The sequence below is a fragment of the Achromobacter pulmonis genome, assembly GCF_902859765.1.
GTDB lineage: Bacteria > Pseudomonadota > Gammaproteobacteria > Burkholderiales > Burkholderiaceae_B > Achromobacter > Achromobacter pulmonis.
Map to the genome: position 1 here is coordinate 59,190 of NZ_CADIJV010000007.1, position 14,535 is coordinate 73,724.

A 14,535-nucleotide genomic window follows, 5' to 3' on the forward strand; every position below is an offset into this window, starting at 1 on the left:
ACTGATGCAGCACATCAGGCGCGCGTCATTCAGTACGGTACAGGCTGCCGGCGCCTCCCCCTTGCGTTGGCGTGCTGTCGCTGCAGCTTGGCATTGGCAGGCCCTGTCCCCATCCGGCGGCCAAGACCTGCACGTCACGCACCGGGTCGGAGGCCTTGGCCCGCGCGTTGCGCATGCGACAGGTTTCAGGATCGGTGGCGAATAGCCCGCGAGCAAAGCCCCGACCTTGCTCCGCCAGCTTTGCCGTCTTGGGGCTGCGGATCTGCGTGAAGGTCTGAAAGGCCTCATCCAGGCTACCGCCTGCGCCCTCCAGGCACCGCGCCAAATGCCACGCATCCTCCAACGCCTGGCAGGCCCCTTGCCCCGACGTCGGCAACGGCGCGTGTGCGGCATCCCCAACCAGCAGTACATTCGCCCGACTCCACGTATGCAGCGGCTCCAGGTCATGCACCGCAATCAGCCGGATGGCATTTGCGGGCGTGGCACGGATGATGCGCGCGACGGGCTCGGGCCATCCCGCGAACAGATCTTCGACCTCCTTGCGTATCTCTGCAGCCGGTCTGGCTTCAGATAGCGGCCGAGCCTGGGCTGCAGCCCAATACACCAGTTGGGGTCGAATCGCGACGCAACCGAAGCGCTCGCCCGCCCCCCAGAAATCCTGAATCGAAATATCGTCCACCAGCGCATGCTGCCCCTGCGCTACGCCAATCCAATTCACGAAGCCCTGATAGGCAGGTGTGTTGTCACCCGCGACAAACTTGCGAGCCACGGAATCCATGCGGCCGTCGGCGCCAATGAGCAGATCCGGGCAGATGCGCGCACCGTTCTCGAAACGGGCCACAGCCCTGCCATTGGCAGCCAGCTCAATACCCACCGCCCGGTGTCCGAACGCCACCGGTATCCTGGCCCGGACGACATGATCCAGTAACACCTCCTGCAAGTGCCGGCGTAGCACCGTGTAGGTCGGGTATCCCATCGTCTTGTCCAGCAAGGCAATATCGAGGCCTCCCAGTGCATTGCCCGCAGCATCCTGGCGGCGCATTGTCAGCGGTCGGCCGCCCATGGCGTCGATGTCCTGCAACAGCCCCAGTTCTTCCAGCACAAAGCTGGCGTTCGGCCAAAGCGTCACGCCGGCCCCCATGGTTGCCGGCTCCGCCCGGCGCTCATAGACCCTGGGCCGGTAGCCCTGTTTGCGCAAAGCCAACGCCACGCTCAGGCCCGCGATGCCGCCGCCAAGTATTCCAATTTCCACGCTGAGTCTCTCCTGTCCATACGGTGCTCGATGTCGGGCTCGCCGCCTCGCATCGAACAAAATGGCATCTTAGATTTCGCCACCGTTGAGAACTAGCATGCAAAAATGGGAGGTTTTCATACCTCAGGTGGGACAATCAATGCGCGATGCGCTCGATCTGAATACCGTCCGCGTCTATACCGCTGTTGTGGATGAGCAGAGCTTTGCTGGCGCATCGCGTCTTTTGGCGATCCCCTCATCCAACGTCAGCCGCTACGTGGCCGCACTGGAACGCAAACTCGGCACACGCCTGCTGGAACGCAGCACCCGCCACCTGCGTGTGACGGAAGCCGGTCGACTGCTCTACGAACGCGCCAAGCCCTTGCTCGACGCTCTGCTCTCCACGCAGGAAGAGCTTGGTGCGGTACAGCGCGAACTGCGTGGTCCTCTGAAAATGTGCATGCCCGGCGAAGCGCCAAGGTTGTTGGCTCCCATCCTCGCCGAATTCTGTAGCCTCCATCCAGGCATCGAACTGGAATGCGATACCCGGATGACCGGACTGGAAGCGCTTCGAGAGGACGTTGACCTTTCCATCGTCTTCCACCGGGGCCATCAGGAGGACAGTGCCTTCATCACCCGCGAACTCGCCACACTGCCCAGCATCGTGGTTGCAGCCCCCTCCTTGCTGGCCCGGACCGGCATGCCGCGCCACGTTCGCGAGCTGAAGTCCCTGCCCTGTATCACTACCCTCAGTGCGCTCAAAGGCCAGCCCTGGCAGTTTCAGGACGCCGCGGGCGAAATCGTCAAGGTGCCGGTGCGCAGCAGCTATCGCGTCAACAGCGGAGAGCTGGCCGTGGCGGGCGCACGCCAAGGCATCGGTTTCGCCATTGTGGCGGCCTATCCCTGCCAGGAAGACCTTGCTGCGGGCCGATTGCAAGAGGTACCCCTTGACCTGTGTCCCGCCCCCCTGCAATTGCTGGGGGCATACAGCCATCGCCATTCCGTGACTGCGCGGGTTCGGGCGCTGCTGGAACTGATACAGGCACGGTTGGCAGGATCGGCGTGCCCTTCCATGGCCGCCGCACCGCGCGGGACGGTCTAGGATCGAAGCGGCGCGCCGCGGGCGCAGGGCATGTCGGTTCAAGCGCCCGGATGGTAAGCCACGCGCGGCCGAGCCGCGCGATGCCATACAATTTTCGTATGATCGAGTCGAGACAACAGCAACTTCCGGTATGACATCCCATGAATCACGATAACCAGGACCCGCGCATGCCCGCTGAACAGGACACGCCGTCCACGCCATTGCGGCGGCAAGCGGAAAACGCGCTGCGCAAGACCATTCTTTCGGGCCGATTTCAGCCAGGCGAACGTCTCAAGGAACGTGAGCTGATGGAATTGCTCGATGTCAGTCGCACACTGGTGCGCGAAGCGCTACGCCAGGTCGAGGCCGAGGGCCTGATCGAGATCATCCCCAATCGCGGGCCGGTGGTCGCGGTGTTGAGCTACGAAGAAGCGGAAGAAATCTACGAAGTACGAGGCATCCTGGAAGCGCAGATCTGCACCGGCTTCGCACTGCGCGCGCGCAGCGAGCATATGCAGACCTTGACAACCACCTTCGACGCCCTCGCCGCCGCCGCGCGTCGTGGCGACGTCGAGCAGACGGTTGCCCTCAGCGATACGTTCTACGACACGATAGCCGCCGGGTGCGGCAATCGCCTGCTGGGCAACATGCTGCGCCAACTGCACAACCGCATCGTGCTGTTGCGCAGGACATCCTTGTCCGCGCCCAGCCGGTTGCCTGAGACCCTCTACGAATTGACCCAGATCTTCGAAGCACTCAAGGCCCGTGACGAAGCGGCCGCCGGCAAAGCCGCCCTGCACCACGTCCGTCAGGCCGCGCGCACGGCACTCCAGGTGCTGCGAATCCGACAACACTAGGTGTTATCCACTAAATTGTAGTACTAAATTAAAATTTTCCATTTTTTAGTAGTACGATTTGAACCGTCATTCACGTTCTTGGACGGCTGACGGGTTTTACCGTGGCCGATCCCTACCCCTAGGAGCAGGCGGTCATGAAACGCAGATCTTTCACCACAGGGTTGTTGGGCCTCATGGCGGCGGGCGCCTTGGGGCGAACCCCACTGGCCAAGGCCCAGGGCCAACCACTACCGGCACTGATTACCCTGGTGGTGCCGTTTTCCCCCGGCGGAGGCGCCGACCAGCTCGCGCGCGAATTCGCCCACTTCGCCCAGACACACGCGCCCGGCACCACCTTCGTGGTCGAAAACAAGCCAGGCGCCAACGGCGCCATCGCTGCGCGCCATGTCGCGCGCCTGAAGCCTGACGGGACGACGTTGCTGCTGGGCACCTCCAGCACGCATGTGCTGGGCCCGCTCATCGCCAAGACGGCCGCCGCCGACATCACCAAGGAGTTCAGCCCCGTCACCTTACTGGCGACCACCGCCAATGTGCTGGCGGTCGCCAGCAAGTCGCGTTGGAAAACGCTGGATGAATTCCTCGCCGACGCCCGCCAGCAAGCCTTGACGTACGGCACCTTCGGTACCGGCTCGTCGGCACACCTCTACGGCCTGCTGTTGGCCCAATCAACGGGCGCCAAGTTGTCCCATGTGCCCTACAAGGGTTCCGGACAGGCGGTCACCGATCTGCTTGGCGACCACATCGATGCGGTATTCCTGACCAGCAGCGCGCTTGAAAGCCTGGCCCGCGAAGGCAAGGTCCGCGTCCTCGGCGTGACGGGCGAAGCCCGCACGCCGGTTTTTCCCGACAGCAAGACCTTCGAGGAACAGCAGGTGCGGCAATTGGACTTCAGCGGATGGTTCGGCCTGTTCGGGCCCGCGGGCACCCCGGCGTCCATTTGCGATAGCGTCGCGATGCTGGCTGGGAAACTGGGCAAAGACGACGCCGCTCGCCAGCGCATGGTTGGGCAGGGCTACGATTGGGTCGGCTCTTCGCCGGCGGCGCTGCAGGCCGCCGTGGAAAACACCATCGCGATCTATCAAAAGGTTCTGGCGACGGAGCCGGCGGATCTGGGCGGATAAGGAGCCGGGCCGCCCAGGAATCCCCGCACCGCCTCGGCAAACAGCGCCGGCTGGTCATCGTGGACATAATGGCCGGCGTCCGCGATCTCGACCGATCGAATACGCGGATTGAGATCACACATACGCCGCACCATATCGGGCTGCAAGTAGTCCGTCCGGCCGCCGCGCGCCACCAAGGTGTCGCACGCAATCGCCTGCACGCATGGCTCCAAGTCAACGACGCGCGCGGGGTCCGGGTTCAATCGGGTTGCGGCGATGCCCGCGTGATCGTAGCGCCAGGTAAAGCCGCCATCCGCGGCCGGCTTGAGCATGCTGGTCAAACGCTGCTGGCGCGCGGCTTCACTGACTGAAGGTCGCAATGCGCGCATGAATGCCGCGGCCTCGTCCCATGAAGCGAACCGCTCGGGCGTGGCCTGAAGCTCCTGGCAGATGCGCGAGGCCCCCGCGCTGACTTCAAAGGCCCCCGGACCCGCGTCTTCGATGACCAATCGACGGACCCGCTGCGGGTGTCTCGCCGCGAACACAATGGCGTTGATGCCCCCCAGCGAATGCCCGAGCAAATCGAATTGCCCCAGCCCCAGTTGCCCGGTGACGCCCTCCAGATCGGCCACGTAGGCGTCCACGTAGTAATTCCAGTCGGGGTCCCAATCGGACTCGCCGCGGCCACGTTGGTCAAAGGCGATGACGCGCGCCCCGGGCTGCAATGCGGCCGCCAAACGCGAAAAGGTCTCGGCGTAGCCCCGGATGCCATGAAGCATGACGATGGGATAGCCGTCGACGTCGCCCCACTCCACGACATGAAGGCGCAACCCGGATACCGTCAACGAATAGTCTCGGCGATTCATATACCTCTCCCTGAAACCGGCCGGCTCAGCACAAGCCGTCCAGCCCCTTCACCTCGCTGGCGCGCAATCCCCCCAGGCGCGCGTTCAGCCGCCCGCGCGTTGCGAACGCCCAGACCAGCACGACTTCGTCACGGTTCGGGCCGTCGTTGAATTGCGCGGTCACGGTGTCGTAGTGCGACCGCACATAGAGCGCGTCCTTGTGCGCCAGGGGAATATCGATGGCCGTGCCGGGCGCACCACGCTTCCCGGTGGACGGCACCCAGGATTTCGCGCCGCCCAGGCCTTCCCGCACAGGGTTCGCGGCGGGATTGGTGAGCAGGGCATTGCCATGCTCGTATTCTCCGTCCATCCCCACCAGGCACGCTTTGCCATAACTCTCGATCGCCCTTCCCGCGGCCGCCTCGCCGATGCGGCGGCCGAACTCGCGTCCCAACTCGGGCGACGCGTCGATCCACGCGGACAGATCCTGGACATAGCGGCCAGCATAGGGATTGTGGAGGCAGGCGGCAATGACGATCTTTCGCAAGGGTTCGCCATCCGCGGGCGCGCCGGTTTCTCCCGCCAGGGAATCCTCGATCTGGAGATACCACTTGCGGATGTGGAAAGCGCTGAAATTCGGGGTCTTCATAAGGTACGTCTCTTGTTCAGAAAATGGAATGGGATGGGATGAGAAGGCCGCCTCGCGGACACGGCCGGCGCGGCGGCGCTGAAGCGGTCATGTGGCCTGGCTCGGCAATCTGGATTGGGGGTGGGCCTTGACTGGCGCGACGAACGGTGTCCAGGTCACCGCGGTGATCTCACTGAAATCACGCCATTCCTTGAACCAGCTGCGTCCGCCATCCATCGACCGGAACAGGTGCCCATACTTCGTGCCGGCAAACACGAGCGACGGATCGGCCGCATGCGCGCCGAAGGCCCAGAAGGTAGCGTTCGGCGGCGAGTGCAGAATCGCGCGGACCCAAGTGCGGCCACGGTCTTCAGAGCGATATATCCGCGTCCGCGTGCCCGGCGTGCCATCGCCGACCGCCAGCAACAGGACGTCCTCGCCGCCCGGCAGTGGCTGGATCGTGCGGGTGTAGTACAGGCCATCGAAGCGATCCGCCGAACTGGCGCCTTGCCAGGCGCCTTGGGCGTTGTCGACGTTGGTGTAGACCGAATTGACGGTGCAGATCAGGTGCGTGCGCGGAATCTGGCCGCGCGGCGGCAAAACGCTGATGGCGTGGATGTCGCCGCTGACGATGCCGTTGGCGACCGAGTCAATCCGCTGCCAGGAATCGCCCCGGTCACGGCTGCGCCAGGCGCCGCCCTCCTCGACCCCGAACCAGACTTCGCCATTGACGGGATCCACGGCAATAGCCAGGATACGCGGCCGATTCACGCCGGCGCAGAACTCCGGCAATTCGACCGGCAACGCCTCCCACGTCTGCCCGCCGTCGGCCGAGCGGAACATGCGCGCACGCGATGGGGCCCCTGTACCTGCGTAGACCCGCGCGGGGTTGCTCGGGTCCAGTGCCAGGGCCCAGACAGTCTGCCCGTTGGCCGGGGAATCCAGCCGCCGAAAATGCGCTCCGCCGTCGGTGCTCAGGCAGATCCCGGCATCCGCGCCAGCGAACACGCGGGCGGGATCGGACGGGTCGACCGCCAGACAGCGCACGACGCCATCAAATTCGATCGCCTCTTTCAAGCCCAGCCGATGCCAGCTCGCGCCGTTGTCGGCGCTTCGCAATATGCCCTGCCCCGCGGTCCCCACCAAGATCGTGCCTTGCATGATGTCCTCCTCCCCCCTTCTGGGAAATAAGTGCTCGGACAGGGCGCCGCCGTCCCCGGCACGGGTTCTGTCCGAAATCCGGCTGGCCTTCGATGGCTCACAAGAAGCCGCCGACGGCGGGCCGCCGGCCGAGCAAGCGTTTCCCCTAGTTGGAAACAAAGGCTAGCCACGCAAGAATTGTAGTACTGAATTAATTATTTTTCTATTTGTGTACTACCGATTTGAGATAAATCGCCATTTCAATCCGATGCCAGGCAGCCGCGCGCCGCGGCGCTGGCAACGTCATCAGGGAAAGACAGACATGAAGTTCTATCACGAGGTACGGGGTTGCTCGCTGGCGGTCGACATCGTCGCGCGCGAACTCGGCATTGCATTGGATCTGCAATGGGTGGACATGCGCACCAAGCGGTTGGCCGACGGGACGGACTACCTGCTCGTCAACTCGAAGGGCACGGTGCCCACTTTGCAGTTGCCCGACGGGCAGTACCTCAGCGAAGGCGCCGTCATCATGCAATACCTGGCCGACCAACAGCCCGGCACGGCCTTGTTCGCGCCGCCCGGGTCGCTGATTCGCTACCGCATCATGGAGTGGATGAGCTTCATCGCGGCGGATTTGCACAAAGGCGGCTTCATGCCGTTGTTCAAGGCCATCACGCCGCCCGAGTACAAATCGATCGCCCGCCAGTATCTGCACGGCCGGCTGCAATGGCTCAACGATCAGTTGGAGGGACGCGACTTCCTGATGGGCCATCAATTCACGATTGCGGACGCCCATTGCTACACGATCGCCATGTGGACCCGCGCGCACCGCATCGACACCGCCGCCTGGCCCCATCTGGAAGCCTATCTGCAACGGGTCGGCGCCCGTGCCAGCGTACGCGCCGCCGAACAGGCGGCCCATGAAGAAGGCGTGCGCCAAAGCGCGGGCCAGCCGTAACGTCATTGCCCATCCCCCCTTTGGAACATACCGTTCCGGTTGGAGAATCCCCATGAACATGCTGCTCCGTTTGGTCTTTTTGTGCGCGGGCGCGCTGTGCGCCATCCAAGCCGGCGCCGCCGGCAATCCAGCGGGCCCCATCCGCCTGGTCGTCGGCTTTCCTCCTGGCGGAGGCACGGACGGCGCCGCCCGCATCATTGCGGAAAAGCTGCCCGCGCTTCTGGACCAGCCCACGATCGTCGAAAACCGTGGCGGCGCCGGAGGCACCCTGGGCGCATTGAACGTGACACGCTCCGCGCCCGATGGCAACACGCTGTTCTTTGGCACCAGCGCCGAGCTGATCATCAACCCGGTGACCCGCAAGACGGCGCCGTACGACGTGCTCAAGCAATTCACCCCGATTGGCGAAGTGGGTAGCGTCAGCTTTGTGCTGGTCGTGCCCGCCTCCTCGCCCATCACCAGCGTGCCGTCATTGATCGCCCGGGCCAAGGCGCATCCCGACCGCCTGAATTTCTCGTCATTCGGCATCGGATCAACCAATCACATGATCGGCGCGTTGTTCCTGTCTCGCACCGGGATCAGCGCGACGCATATTCCTTACCAGGGCAGCGCGCCGGCAATGAGCGCGTTGTTGGCGAACGAAGTGGACTTCACGTTCGAAACCGCCGCGGTGGCCTTGCCTCATATCAAATCGGGAAAGCTGCGCGCGCTGGCCACGCCCTCCCCCGCACGACTGCGTGACCTGCCGGACACTCCGACCCTGCGAGAGTTGGGCTTTCAAGACATGGCAGCGGAAGGCTGGATGGGCGTCTTGGCCCCCGCCAACGTGGCCCCTGACGTCGTGCAACGGCTCAATGCCGCCTTGAACACCGTGCTGCGTATGCCCGACGTGCGCGAAAAACTGACCGCAAGGGGGGTGGAGGTGTCGCCGGGATCCGCCAGTCAGTTCCGCGACATGCTCGCGGCCGAACAAGGAAAATGGCGGCGCGTGGCCCAAGAGTCGGGCATCTCGCTCGACTGAGCAACCGCGGTTCGCCGTCGAGCCACTGGTCGAACCACGACGCGGCCCCGCCCCGGTGCCTTACGGAGGAAGGGGCGGGCCTTTCCATGGCAGGGATATGGACGTGCGGCATTACAACAAAAACACCATCAATAATGCGAATCCGTATCATCAATAGTATTATCTGGCGCCCATCGCGCCACATCCTATCCTGCCCAGCAACATGCGCCGCCCTGTCCTCTCTGTATGTCTCCTGAATGCCATCGTCCCCACCGCGGTCGCCGCGCCGAATAGTCCCGCTGATGCCGTCGAACTGGAGGCCGTGAGCGTTTACGGCGTCGCCGAGCGGGCCGACGGTCCGGTGATCGGATATCGGGCGACCCGCAGCATGAGCGCCACGCGCACCGATGCCGCCCTGCGCGAGGTGCCGCAATCCATCACCGTCGTACCCCGCGACGTCGTGGAGGACACCAATGCCACGCGCTTGCGCGAAGTGCTCGATTACGCCGGCGGCGTTGGCAGCGCAAACAATTTCGGCGGACAAGGCCTGACCACGGTGACGGTCCGGGGCTTTACCACCGGCGAGTACTACCGCAACGGATTCCCCATCAATCGCGGTTATCCCAACGCGCCCGACGCCTACACCCTCGAAAGGCTCGAGGTCATACGTGGCCCCGCCACGACCTTGTATGGCCGCGGCGATCCCGGCGGCACGTTCAACGTGGTGACAAAGCAACCCGAAGCGCAAGCAAGCCTGAGCACCGGCCTGCAATTCGACAGCCACGGAATGCGCCGCGTCACCATCGACACCACCGGCCCCGTGGACGAGCAAGGCCAATTCACGTATCGCATCAATGCGCTGGCCGAAGGGGGCAATACCTTCCGTGACAACGTCAGCACGGAGCGCTACGCCGTCGCTCCCGTACTCACTTGGCAGCCCAGCGCCGCCACGCGGATTACGCTCGAAGCGGATCTGATGCGTAACAACCATCCGCTGGACCGGGGCCTGACGAACTATCCCAACCAGAGCAAGCGCGCGTCGTCCAGCGTCAATGCCTGGGAAGCCGGCACCACCAACAAACTGCACAACGACAACACGGTCGTCCAGTTGCGCTTCGAACATGCGCTGAACGACGACTGGAAAGTCGCCGGCGGGTTCCAATGGCTCGACGGCACGCTCAAGGGCAACGCGGTGGAAGCCAATGCGCTCCAGTCCGACGGTCGGACGTTGGGCCGCAACTTCAACTACCGCCGGCTGGACTGGACCGATCGGGATTTCCAACTCAACCTGACAGGCAGCTTCAGCACCGGCGGCGTACGCCACACGCTCTTGACCGGCGTGGAGGTTGAAGACTACGACTACCAATCGATCATTCGCCGGTCCGCGGCCGGCGCCAACGCCTACCCCGTCGACCTGTACGACCCGGTGCTTGGCCAACCGCGCCCGCCGCTGAGTCGCACGACGACGCACGATAAGGAAAACCTGAAAACCTGGGCGGCCTTCGTACAGGATCAGATTTCACTCACGGACCGGTTCAAAGTGGTGGCGGGAGTGCGATTCGAACACTTCGAACACCGCTACCGGGATCGCTTGCCCGGCGCGTCGAGCTGGCGCACCCGCGACTCGGCGGTCTCGCCGCGCCTGGGCGTGGTCTATGACCTTACGGAGACGCTCTCCGTCTATGCCAACACCGCGCGCGCCTACAAGCCGAACACGGGAGCCGACCGCCAGGGCAACGGCTTCAATCCCGAAAAGGGCAAGTCGATTGAAGTCGGCGCCAAGTGGGAACTGCTCAATGAAAAACTGAGCGTCGACGTGTCGGCCTACCAGATCGACAAACAGAACGTTCTCACGGTCGACCCCGCGGACATCACCTACCGGGTGGCAGCCGGGAAAGTGCGCAGCCGCGGTTTCGACGTGAATGTGGCCGGCAACCTCACGCGCCAGTGGCGGGTGATAGGCGGCTATGCTTTCGTCGACGCGGCGGTGACCCAGGACAACACCTTGCCCGAAGGCACGCGCCTGGCCAACATCCCGCGAAGCACCCTCAGCCTATTGAATATGTATGAATTCCATGAAGGTCCCGCGCGCGGGCTCGGATTGGGCGTCGGCGTGCGTTACGTCGGCAAACGGGCGGGGCAAACCGCGGCGAACACCTACCGCATGCCAGCCTATGTGGCGGTCGACGTATTCAGCTTCTATCAGATAAACCGTAATCTGCGAGTGAACCTCGACGTGACGAACCTCTTCAATCGCACGTATGACGAGGGCTCGTTCAACAGCTATGTCTACCCCGGGGCGCCACGAACCGCGCAACTGGGCATCAGGTACACCTATTGATGACTGCGCCGGCCGGGTCGCGGCCGCCAGACTCTGGCGCGAAGCTCCCCGGCGGGCGCGCCCCGGCGAAATGGCGCCGGATCTAGGATTCCCGCCGCGGCGGTCGATGCAGCATCGCCACGTGCGATGAACCCTGCCACTTGGGATAGCGGTCCAGCACCGCGGGGTCATGCCCCGGCACTACGTGCTGCTCGGACTGCGCCGCGCCATACAGCTTGGCGTAGCCGGACAGCATCCGGGCCGTTTCATAGACGATCGGAAACGGCCTGCCCTGCCCCATGTTTTCGTAATAATGGCTGGCGTCCGAGGCCAGCACCACCCAGCCGCGTTCGGTATGCACCCGAACCGCCTGCAGGCCTTTGGTGTGGCCGCCGATATGCAGCAGTTCCATGCCCGGCAGCAACGTCCCGTCGCCATCATGGAAGTCCACCCGGCCGTCGTAGACGCGCCGTACCAGCGTGACCACATCCTCCACCGCGTAGGCATGCCGCAGCGGTTCGAAGCACATGCAACGGCCGGTGGCGTAGTCGAGTTCGTCGTCCTGCACATGAAAACGCGCGTTGGGTAGCAGGTCCAGATTGCCCGCGTGGTCGTAATGCAGGTGGGTCAGCACCACGTGCTGCACGGCTTCGGGCTGCACGCCCAGCGGCGCCAGGGCCGCGATGGGGCACTGGATCAGTTCGCGCCGCCGCAAGCGCGCCATGTCGGCATTGAAACCCGTGTCCACCAGGACCACATGGCCCGCGCCGCGTATCAGCCACACGAAGAAGTCCATGGGCATGTCGCCGTCGTGCGGATCGCCGCCCAGGAAGTTGTCGCGGCGCTGGCGCGGCATCCGCGCGTAGCGGATGGCATACACCTCGTATTGCGGAACCGCGGTTTGCATTGCCACGCTCATTTCAGATTCCCAGATAGGCTTTCTGCACGAAGGGGTCGGCCAGCAGCTCGGCGCCCGTGCCGCTGCGCACCACCTCGCCATGCTCGAACGCATGGGCCTGATGCGCCAGGCGCAGCGCCAGCCGCGCGTTCTGCTCGACCAGCACAATGGCGATGCCGCTGTCGCGGTTGATGCGCTGGATGGCGCCCGCGATCTCGGCCACGATCTTGGGCGCGATGCCCAACGAGGGCTCGTCCAGCATCAGCAGACGGGGTTGCGCCATCAACGCGCGGCCGATCGCCACCATCTGCTGTTCGCCGCCGGACAATGAGCCCGCCAACTGTGCGCGGCGCTCCTGCACACGGGGAAACAAGGTGTAGATTTCGTCCAGCCGCGCGCGCACGCGACTGCCCGGCCGGACCCCATGCGCGCCTGCCATCAGGTTATCCAGCACCGTCATGCGGCCGAACAGGCGCCGCCCTTCGGGCGACAACGCCAGCCCGGCCGACACCCGCGCCGCCGAACCCAGCCGCGCGATGTCCCGCCCTTCAAACGCAATGCGCCCGCCCGCGGCCGGCGCCAGGCCGATCAGCGCTTTCAGCGTGGAGCTTTTCCCCGCGCCATTCGAGCCGACCAGCGCGACGATCTGGCCTTGTTCAACAGTGAAGCTGATGCCGCGCACGGCCTCCAGCGGCCCGTATCGAACCGTCAGGTCCTGGACTTCAAGCATGGGCATAGTCGGGCGCTCCCAGATAGGCTTCGATCACGGCGGGGTTGTCGCGGATGGCTTGCGGCGTGCCCTCGGCGACTTTCTCGCCTTGCACCAGCACGACGATGCGATGGCAGAGTTCCATGACCAGCGCCATGTGATGCTCCACCAACAGCATCGTCAACCCTTCCTCGGATTGCAGGCGGCGCAGTAGGCGCCCCAGCTCGTTGCATTCTTCGTGGTTCAGCCCCGCCGCCGGCTCGTCCAACAGCAACATGCGCGGACGGCAGGCCAGCGCGACGGCGATGCCCAGTTTTTTCTGCAAGCCATAGGCCAGCGACCCGGCCGCCGCGTCGCGCCAGCCCTGCAGATCAAGCAGGTGCAGCAGCCGGTCCACTTCGCGCTCGGCCTGCGAGGCCGACAACAAGTCCTGGTCACGCCCGGCCAGATGGCGCAGCCACGAATTTCGAATGCGCGACAGCATGCCGCGCCGAATGTTCTGGGCCACCGTGGCCTCGGGATAGGTGGAAGTGGATTGAAATGTGCGCGCCAGCCCCTGCACCACCACACGGCTGGGTGGGCCGCCGGAAATGTCGCGGCCATCGAAATGCACCGACCCGGCCGACGGCGGCATCGTACCGCTGATGACGTTGAACGCCGTCGTCTTGCCCGCGCCGTTGGGCCCGATCAGGCCGACAATTTCGCCCGGGGCGACGGCGAAGCTGACATCGCGCAAGGCCGCCAACCCGCCAAAGCTGCGCGACATGCCCTGCACCTTCAATAGAGGCTGGTTCATTGGGACTCCTTGTGCCGGCGCGCCTGCCACGGACCCGGCAGGCCGGCCAGGCCCGCCGGTAGAAAACGCAGGATCAGGATCAGCGCCGCGCCATAGAAAATGTGCTGCGTCTGCACCGCGCCGCGAAACAGTTCGGGCAGCGGCGTCAGCACCATCGCGCCGATCAGCCCGCCCCATACCGATCGGCGGCCGCCGATGACCAGCATGATGATGAAGCCGATGGAAATGCTGGCGTTGAACGACTCCGGCGAGACATATCCCACATAGCGCGCCTGCAAGGCGCCGCCGACCGCCGCCAACGCGCAGCCGGCCACGAAGGCGCACAGCTGGATGCGATGCACGCCAAGGCCAGTGGATTCGGCCAGCGCGGGGTTTTCCGCCACGGCGTCGATGGCTTGGCCGAACGGCTGCCTCGCCATCACGCGCAAGAGCGCCACCGACGCCAGGGCCACGCACAACGCCAGGCCGTAGAAGCTGGCGCGCGTATCGAACACCATACCCGCCAGCGCGGCCGGCGGGATGCTGGCGATGCCGTTGGCGCCACCCGACCACGACGAGCCGTCCAGCAGGATCAACCGCACCAGTTCCCCGAACGCGAACGTCACCAGCACGAAATAGACGCCCTTCAAGCGCAGGATGATTGCGCCCAGCGTCAGCGCCACCAACGCAGTCAACGCCACGCCGGCCAACGCGGCGGGCAGAAAGCTCCATCCCAGATAGCGTGCGGCCAGCACCGAGCCATAGGCGCCCAGCGCGACGAAGGCCGCGTGCCCGAGCGACAACTGCCCGCAGCGCGCGATCAGCGCCAAGCCGTTGACGATCAGCACGTTCAGGCACGTCAGTACCGCCAGATGCTGAACGAACGGCCCGGCGAACCAGGGCGCGAACGCCGCCACAGCCAACGCGGCCCACAACAGCCAGCGTAATGGCGCGGGCCGCGCCACACCGGCTTCAAGCGAAATGTCCGTCATG

14 protein-coding genes are annotated in these 14,535 nt (G+C 64.7%); 6 read left to right on the forward strand and 8 right to left on the reverse strand.

Annotation, left to right across the window (positions count from 1 at the left end; all coding sequences use genetic code 11):
* Positions 1 to 25: 25 nt before the first annotated feature.
* A complete protein-coding gene (locus tag HV701_RS08515; protein ID WP_175132633.1) occupies positions 26 to 1,252 on the reverse strand; it encodes an FAD-dependent monooxygenase in 1,227 nt (408 codons plus the stop codon).
* A 139-nt stretch (positions 1,253 to 1,391) separates the two neighbouring features.
* Here HV701_RS08515 and HV701_RS08520 point away from each other — a divergent pair, with 139 nt between their 5' ends.
* From HV701_RS08520 to HV701_RS08530, 3 genes are all read left to right on the forward strand, one after another.
* The gene (locus HV701_RS08520) at positions 1,392 to 2,333 is read left to right on the forward strand and encodes a LysR family transcriptional regulator (protein ID WP_175132634.1); all 942 of its coding nucleotides are present in this window, start codon (positions 1,392 to 1,394) and stop codon (positions 2,331 to 2,333) included.
* A 140-nt stretch (positions 2,334 to 2,473) separates the two neighbouring features.
* Positions 2,474 to 3,169: a GntR family transcriptional regulator gene (locus tag HV701_RS08525; protein WP_175132635.1), complete on the forward strand. Its 696-nt coding sequence runs from the start codon at positions 2,474 to 2,476 to the stop codon at positions 3,167 to 3,169.
* A 134-nt stretch (positions 3,170 to 3,303) separates the two neighbouring features.
* A complete protein-coding gene (locus HV701_RS08530; protein WP_175132636.1) occupies positions 3,304 to 4,290 on the forward strand; it encodes a Bug family tripartite tricarboxylate transporter substrate binding protein in 987 nt (328 codons plus the stop codon).
* Here HV701_RS08530 and HV701_RS08535 read toward each other — a convergent pair.
* The 3 genes from HV701_RS08535 to HV701_RS08545 form a co-directional block, all read right to left on the reverse strand.
* Positions 4,248 to 5,135: an alpha/beta fold hydrolase gene (locus HV701_RS08535; RefSeq protein WP_175132637.1), complete on the reverse strand. Its 888-nt coding sequence runs from the start codon at positions 5,133 to 5,135 to the stop codon at positions 4,248 to 4,250. The genes HV701_RS08530 and HV701_RS08535 overlap by 43 nt on opposite strands.
* Before the next feature lie 25 nt (positions 5,136 to 5,160).
* A complete protein-coding gene (locus HV701_RS08540) occupies positions 5,161 to 5,763 on the reverse strand; it encodes an amino acid synthesis family protein (RefSeq protein WP_175132638.1) in 603 nt (200 codons plus the stop codon).
* An 87-nt stretch (positions 5,764 to 5,850) separates the two neighbouring features.
* Positions 5,851 to 6,903 (reverse strand): WD40/YVTN/BNR-like repeat-containing protein, encoded by a 1,053-nt coding sequence (locus HV701_RS08545; protein ID WP_175132639.1) that lies wholly within the window; start codon positions 6,901 to 6,903, stop codon positions 5,851 to 5,853.
* Positions 6,904 to 7,204: 301 nt separating this feature from the next.
* Between HV701_RS08545 and gstA the strand changes: the two genes are divergently transcribed.
* The 3 genes from gstA (at position 7,205) to HV701_RS08560 (ending at position 11,181) form a co-directional block, all read left to right on the forward strand.
* Entirely contained in the window at positions 7,205 to 7,840 is a 636-nt protein-coding gene (gene gstA / locus HV701_RS08550; protein ID WP_175132640.1) for a glutathione transferase GstA, read from the forward strand.
* Positions 7,841 to 7,892: 52 nt separating this feature from the next.
* Positions 7,893 to 8,861: a Bug family tripartite tricarboxylate transporter substrate binding protein gene (locus tag HV701_RS08555; protein ID WP_236756171.1), complete on the forward strand. Its 969-nt coding sequence runs from the start codon at positions 7,893 to 7,895 to the stop codon at positions 8,859 to 8,861.
* A 202-nt stretch (positions 8,862 to 9,063) separates the two neighbouring features.
* Entirely contained in the window at positions 9,064 to 11,181 is a 2,118-nt protein-coding gene (locus HV701_RS08560; protein ID WP_175132641.1) for a TonB-dependent siderophore receptor, read from the forward strand.
* Positions 11,182 to 11,263: 82 nt separating this feature from the next.
* Here the strand turns inward: HV701_RS08560 and HV701_RS08565 are convergent, their stop codons facing one another.
* From HV701_RS08565 to HV701_RS08580, 4 genes are read right to left on the reverse strand one after another with little or no spacing between them, the layout of a single operon-like run.
* Positions 11,264 to 12,067, reverse strand: a complete 804-nt coding sequence (locus HV701_RS08565; RefSeq protein WP_236756169.1) for an N-acyl homoserine lactonase family protein — start codon at positions 12,065 to 12,067, stop codon at positions 11,264 to 11,266.
* Positions 12,068 to 12,080: 13 nt separating this feature from the next.
* Positions 12,081 to 12,794 (reverse strand): ABC transporter ATP-binding protein, encoded by a 714-nt coding sequence (locus tag HV701_RS08570; RefSeq protein WP_175132643.1) that lies wholly within the window; start codon positions 12,792 to 12,794, stop codon positions 12,081 to 12,083.
* A complete protein-coding gene (locus HV701_RS08575) occupies positions 12,781 to 13,563 on the reverse strand; it encodes an ABC transporter ATP-binding protein (RefSeq protein WP_175132644.1) in 783 nt (260 codons plus the stop codon). The genes HV701_RS08570 and HV701_RS08575 overlap by 14 nt, the downstream gene beginning before the upstream one ends.
* Positions 13,560 to 14,534, reverse strand: a complete 975-nt coding sequence (locus HV701_RS08580; RefSeq protein ID WP_175132645.1) for a branched-chain amino acid ABC transporter permease — start codon at positions 14,532 to 14,534, stop codon at positions 13,560 to 13,562. Before HV701_RS08580 ends, HV701_RS08575 begins: the two co-directional genes overlap by 4 nt.
* Position 14,535: the final 1 nt, after the last annotated feature.

Excerpts from the sequence above, each read along its gene's own strand:
- HV701_RS08520 (WP_175132634.1), top strand. The coding sequence starts at position 1,392 with ATGCGCGATGCGCTCGATCTGAATACCGTCCGCGTCTATACCGCTGTT.
- HV701_RS08525 (WP_175132635.1), top strand. The coding sequence starts at position 2,474 with ATGAATCACGATAACCAGGACCCGCGCATGCCCGCTGAACAGGACACG.
- HV701_RS08530 (WP_175132636.1), top strand. The coding sequence starts at position 3,304 with ATGAAACGCAGATCTTTCACCACAGGGTTGTTGGGCCTCATGGCGGCG.
- HV701_RS08535 (WP_175132637.1), bottom strand. The coding sequence starts at position 5,135 with ATGAATCGCCGAGACTATTCGTTGACGGTATCCGGGTTGCGCCTTCAT.
- HV701_RS08540 (WP_175132638.1), bottom strand. The coding sequence starts at position 5,763 with ATGAAGACCCCGAATTTCAGCGCTTTCCACATCCGCAAGTGGTATCTC.
- HV701_RS08545 (WP_175132639.1), bottom strand. The coding sequence starts at position 6,903 with ATGCAAGGCACGATCTTGGTGGGGACCGCGGGGCAGGGCATATTGCGA.
- gstA (WP_175132640.1), top strand. The coding sequence starts at position 7,205 with ATGAAGTTCTATCACGAGGTACGGGGTTGCTCGCTGGCGGTCGACATC.
- HV701_RS08555 (WP_236756171.1), top strand. The coding sequence starts at position 7,893 with ATGAACATGCTGCTCCGTTTGGTCTTTTTGTGCGCGGGCGCGCTGTGC.
- HV701_RS08560 (WP_175132641.1), top strand. The coding sequence starts at position 9,064 with ATGCGCCGCCCTGTCCTCTCTGTATGTCTCCTGAATGCCATCGTCCCC.
- HV701_RS08565 (WP_236756169.1), bottom strand. The coding sequence starts at position 12,067 with ATGCAAACCGCGGTTCCGCAATACGAGGTGTATGCCATCCGCTACGCG.
- HV701_RS08570 (WP_175132643.1), bottom strand. The coding sequence starts at position 12,794 with ATGCCCATGCTTGAAGTCCAGGACCTGACGGTTCGATACGGGCCGCTG.
- HV701_RS08575 (WP_175132644.1), bottom strand. The coding sequence starts at position 13,563 with ATGAACCAGCCTCTATTGAAGGTGCAGGGCATGTCGCGCAGCTTTGGC.
- HV701_RS08580 (WP_175132645.1), bottom strand. The coding sequence starts at position 14,534 with ATGACGGACATTTCGCTTGAAGCCGGTGTGGCGCGGCCCGCGCCATTA.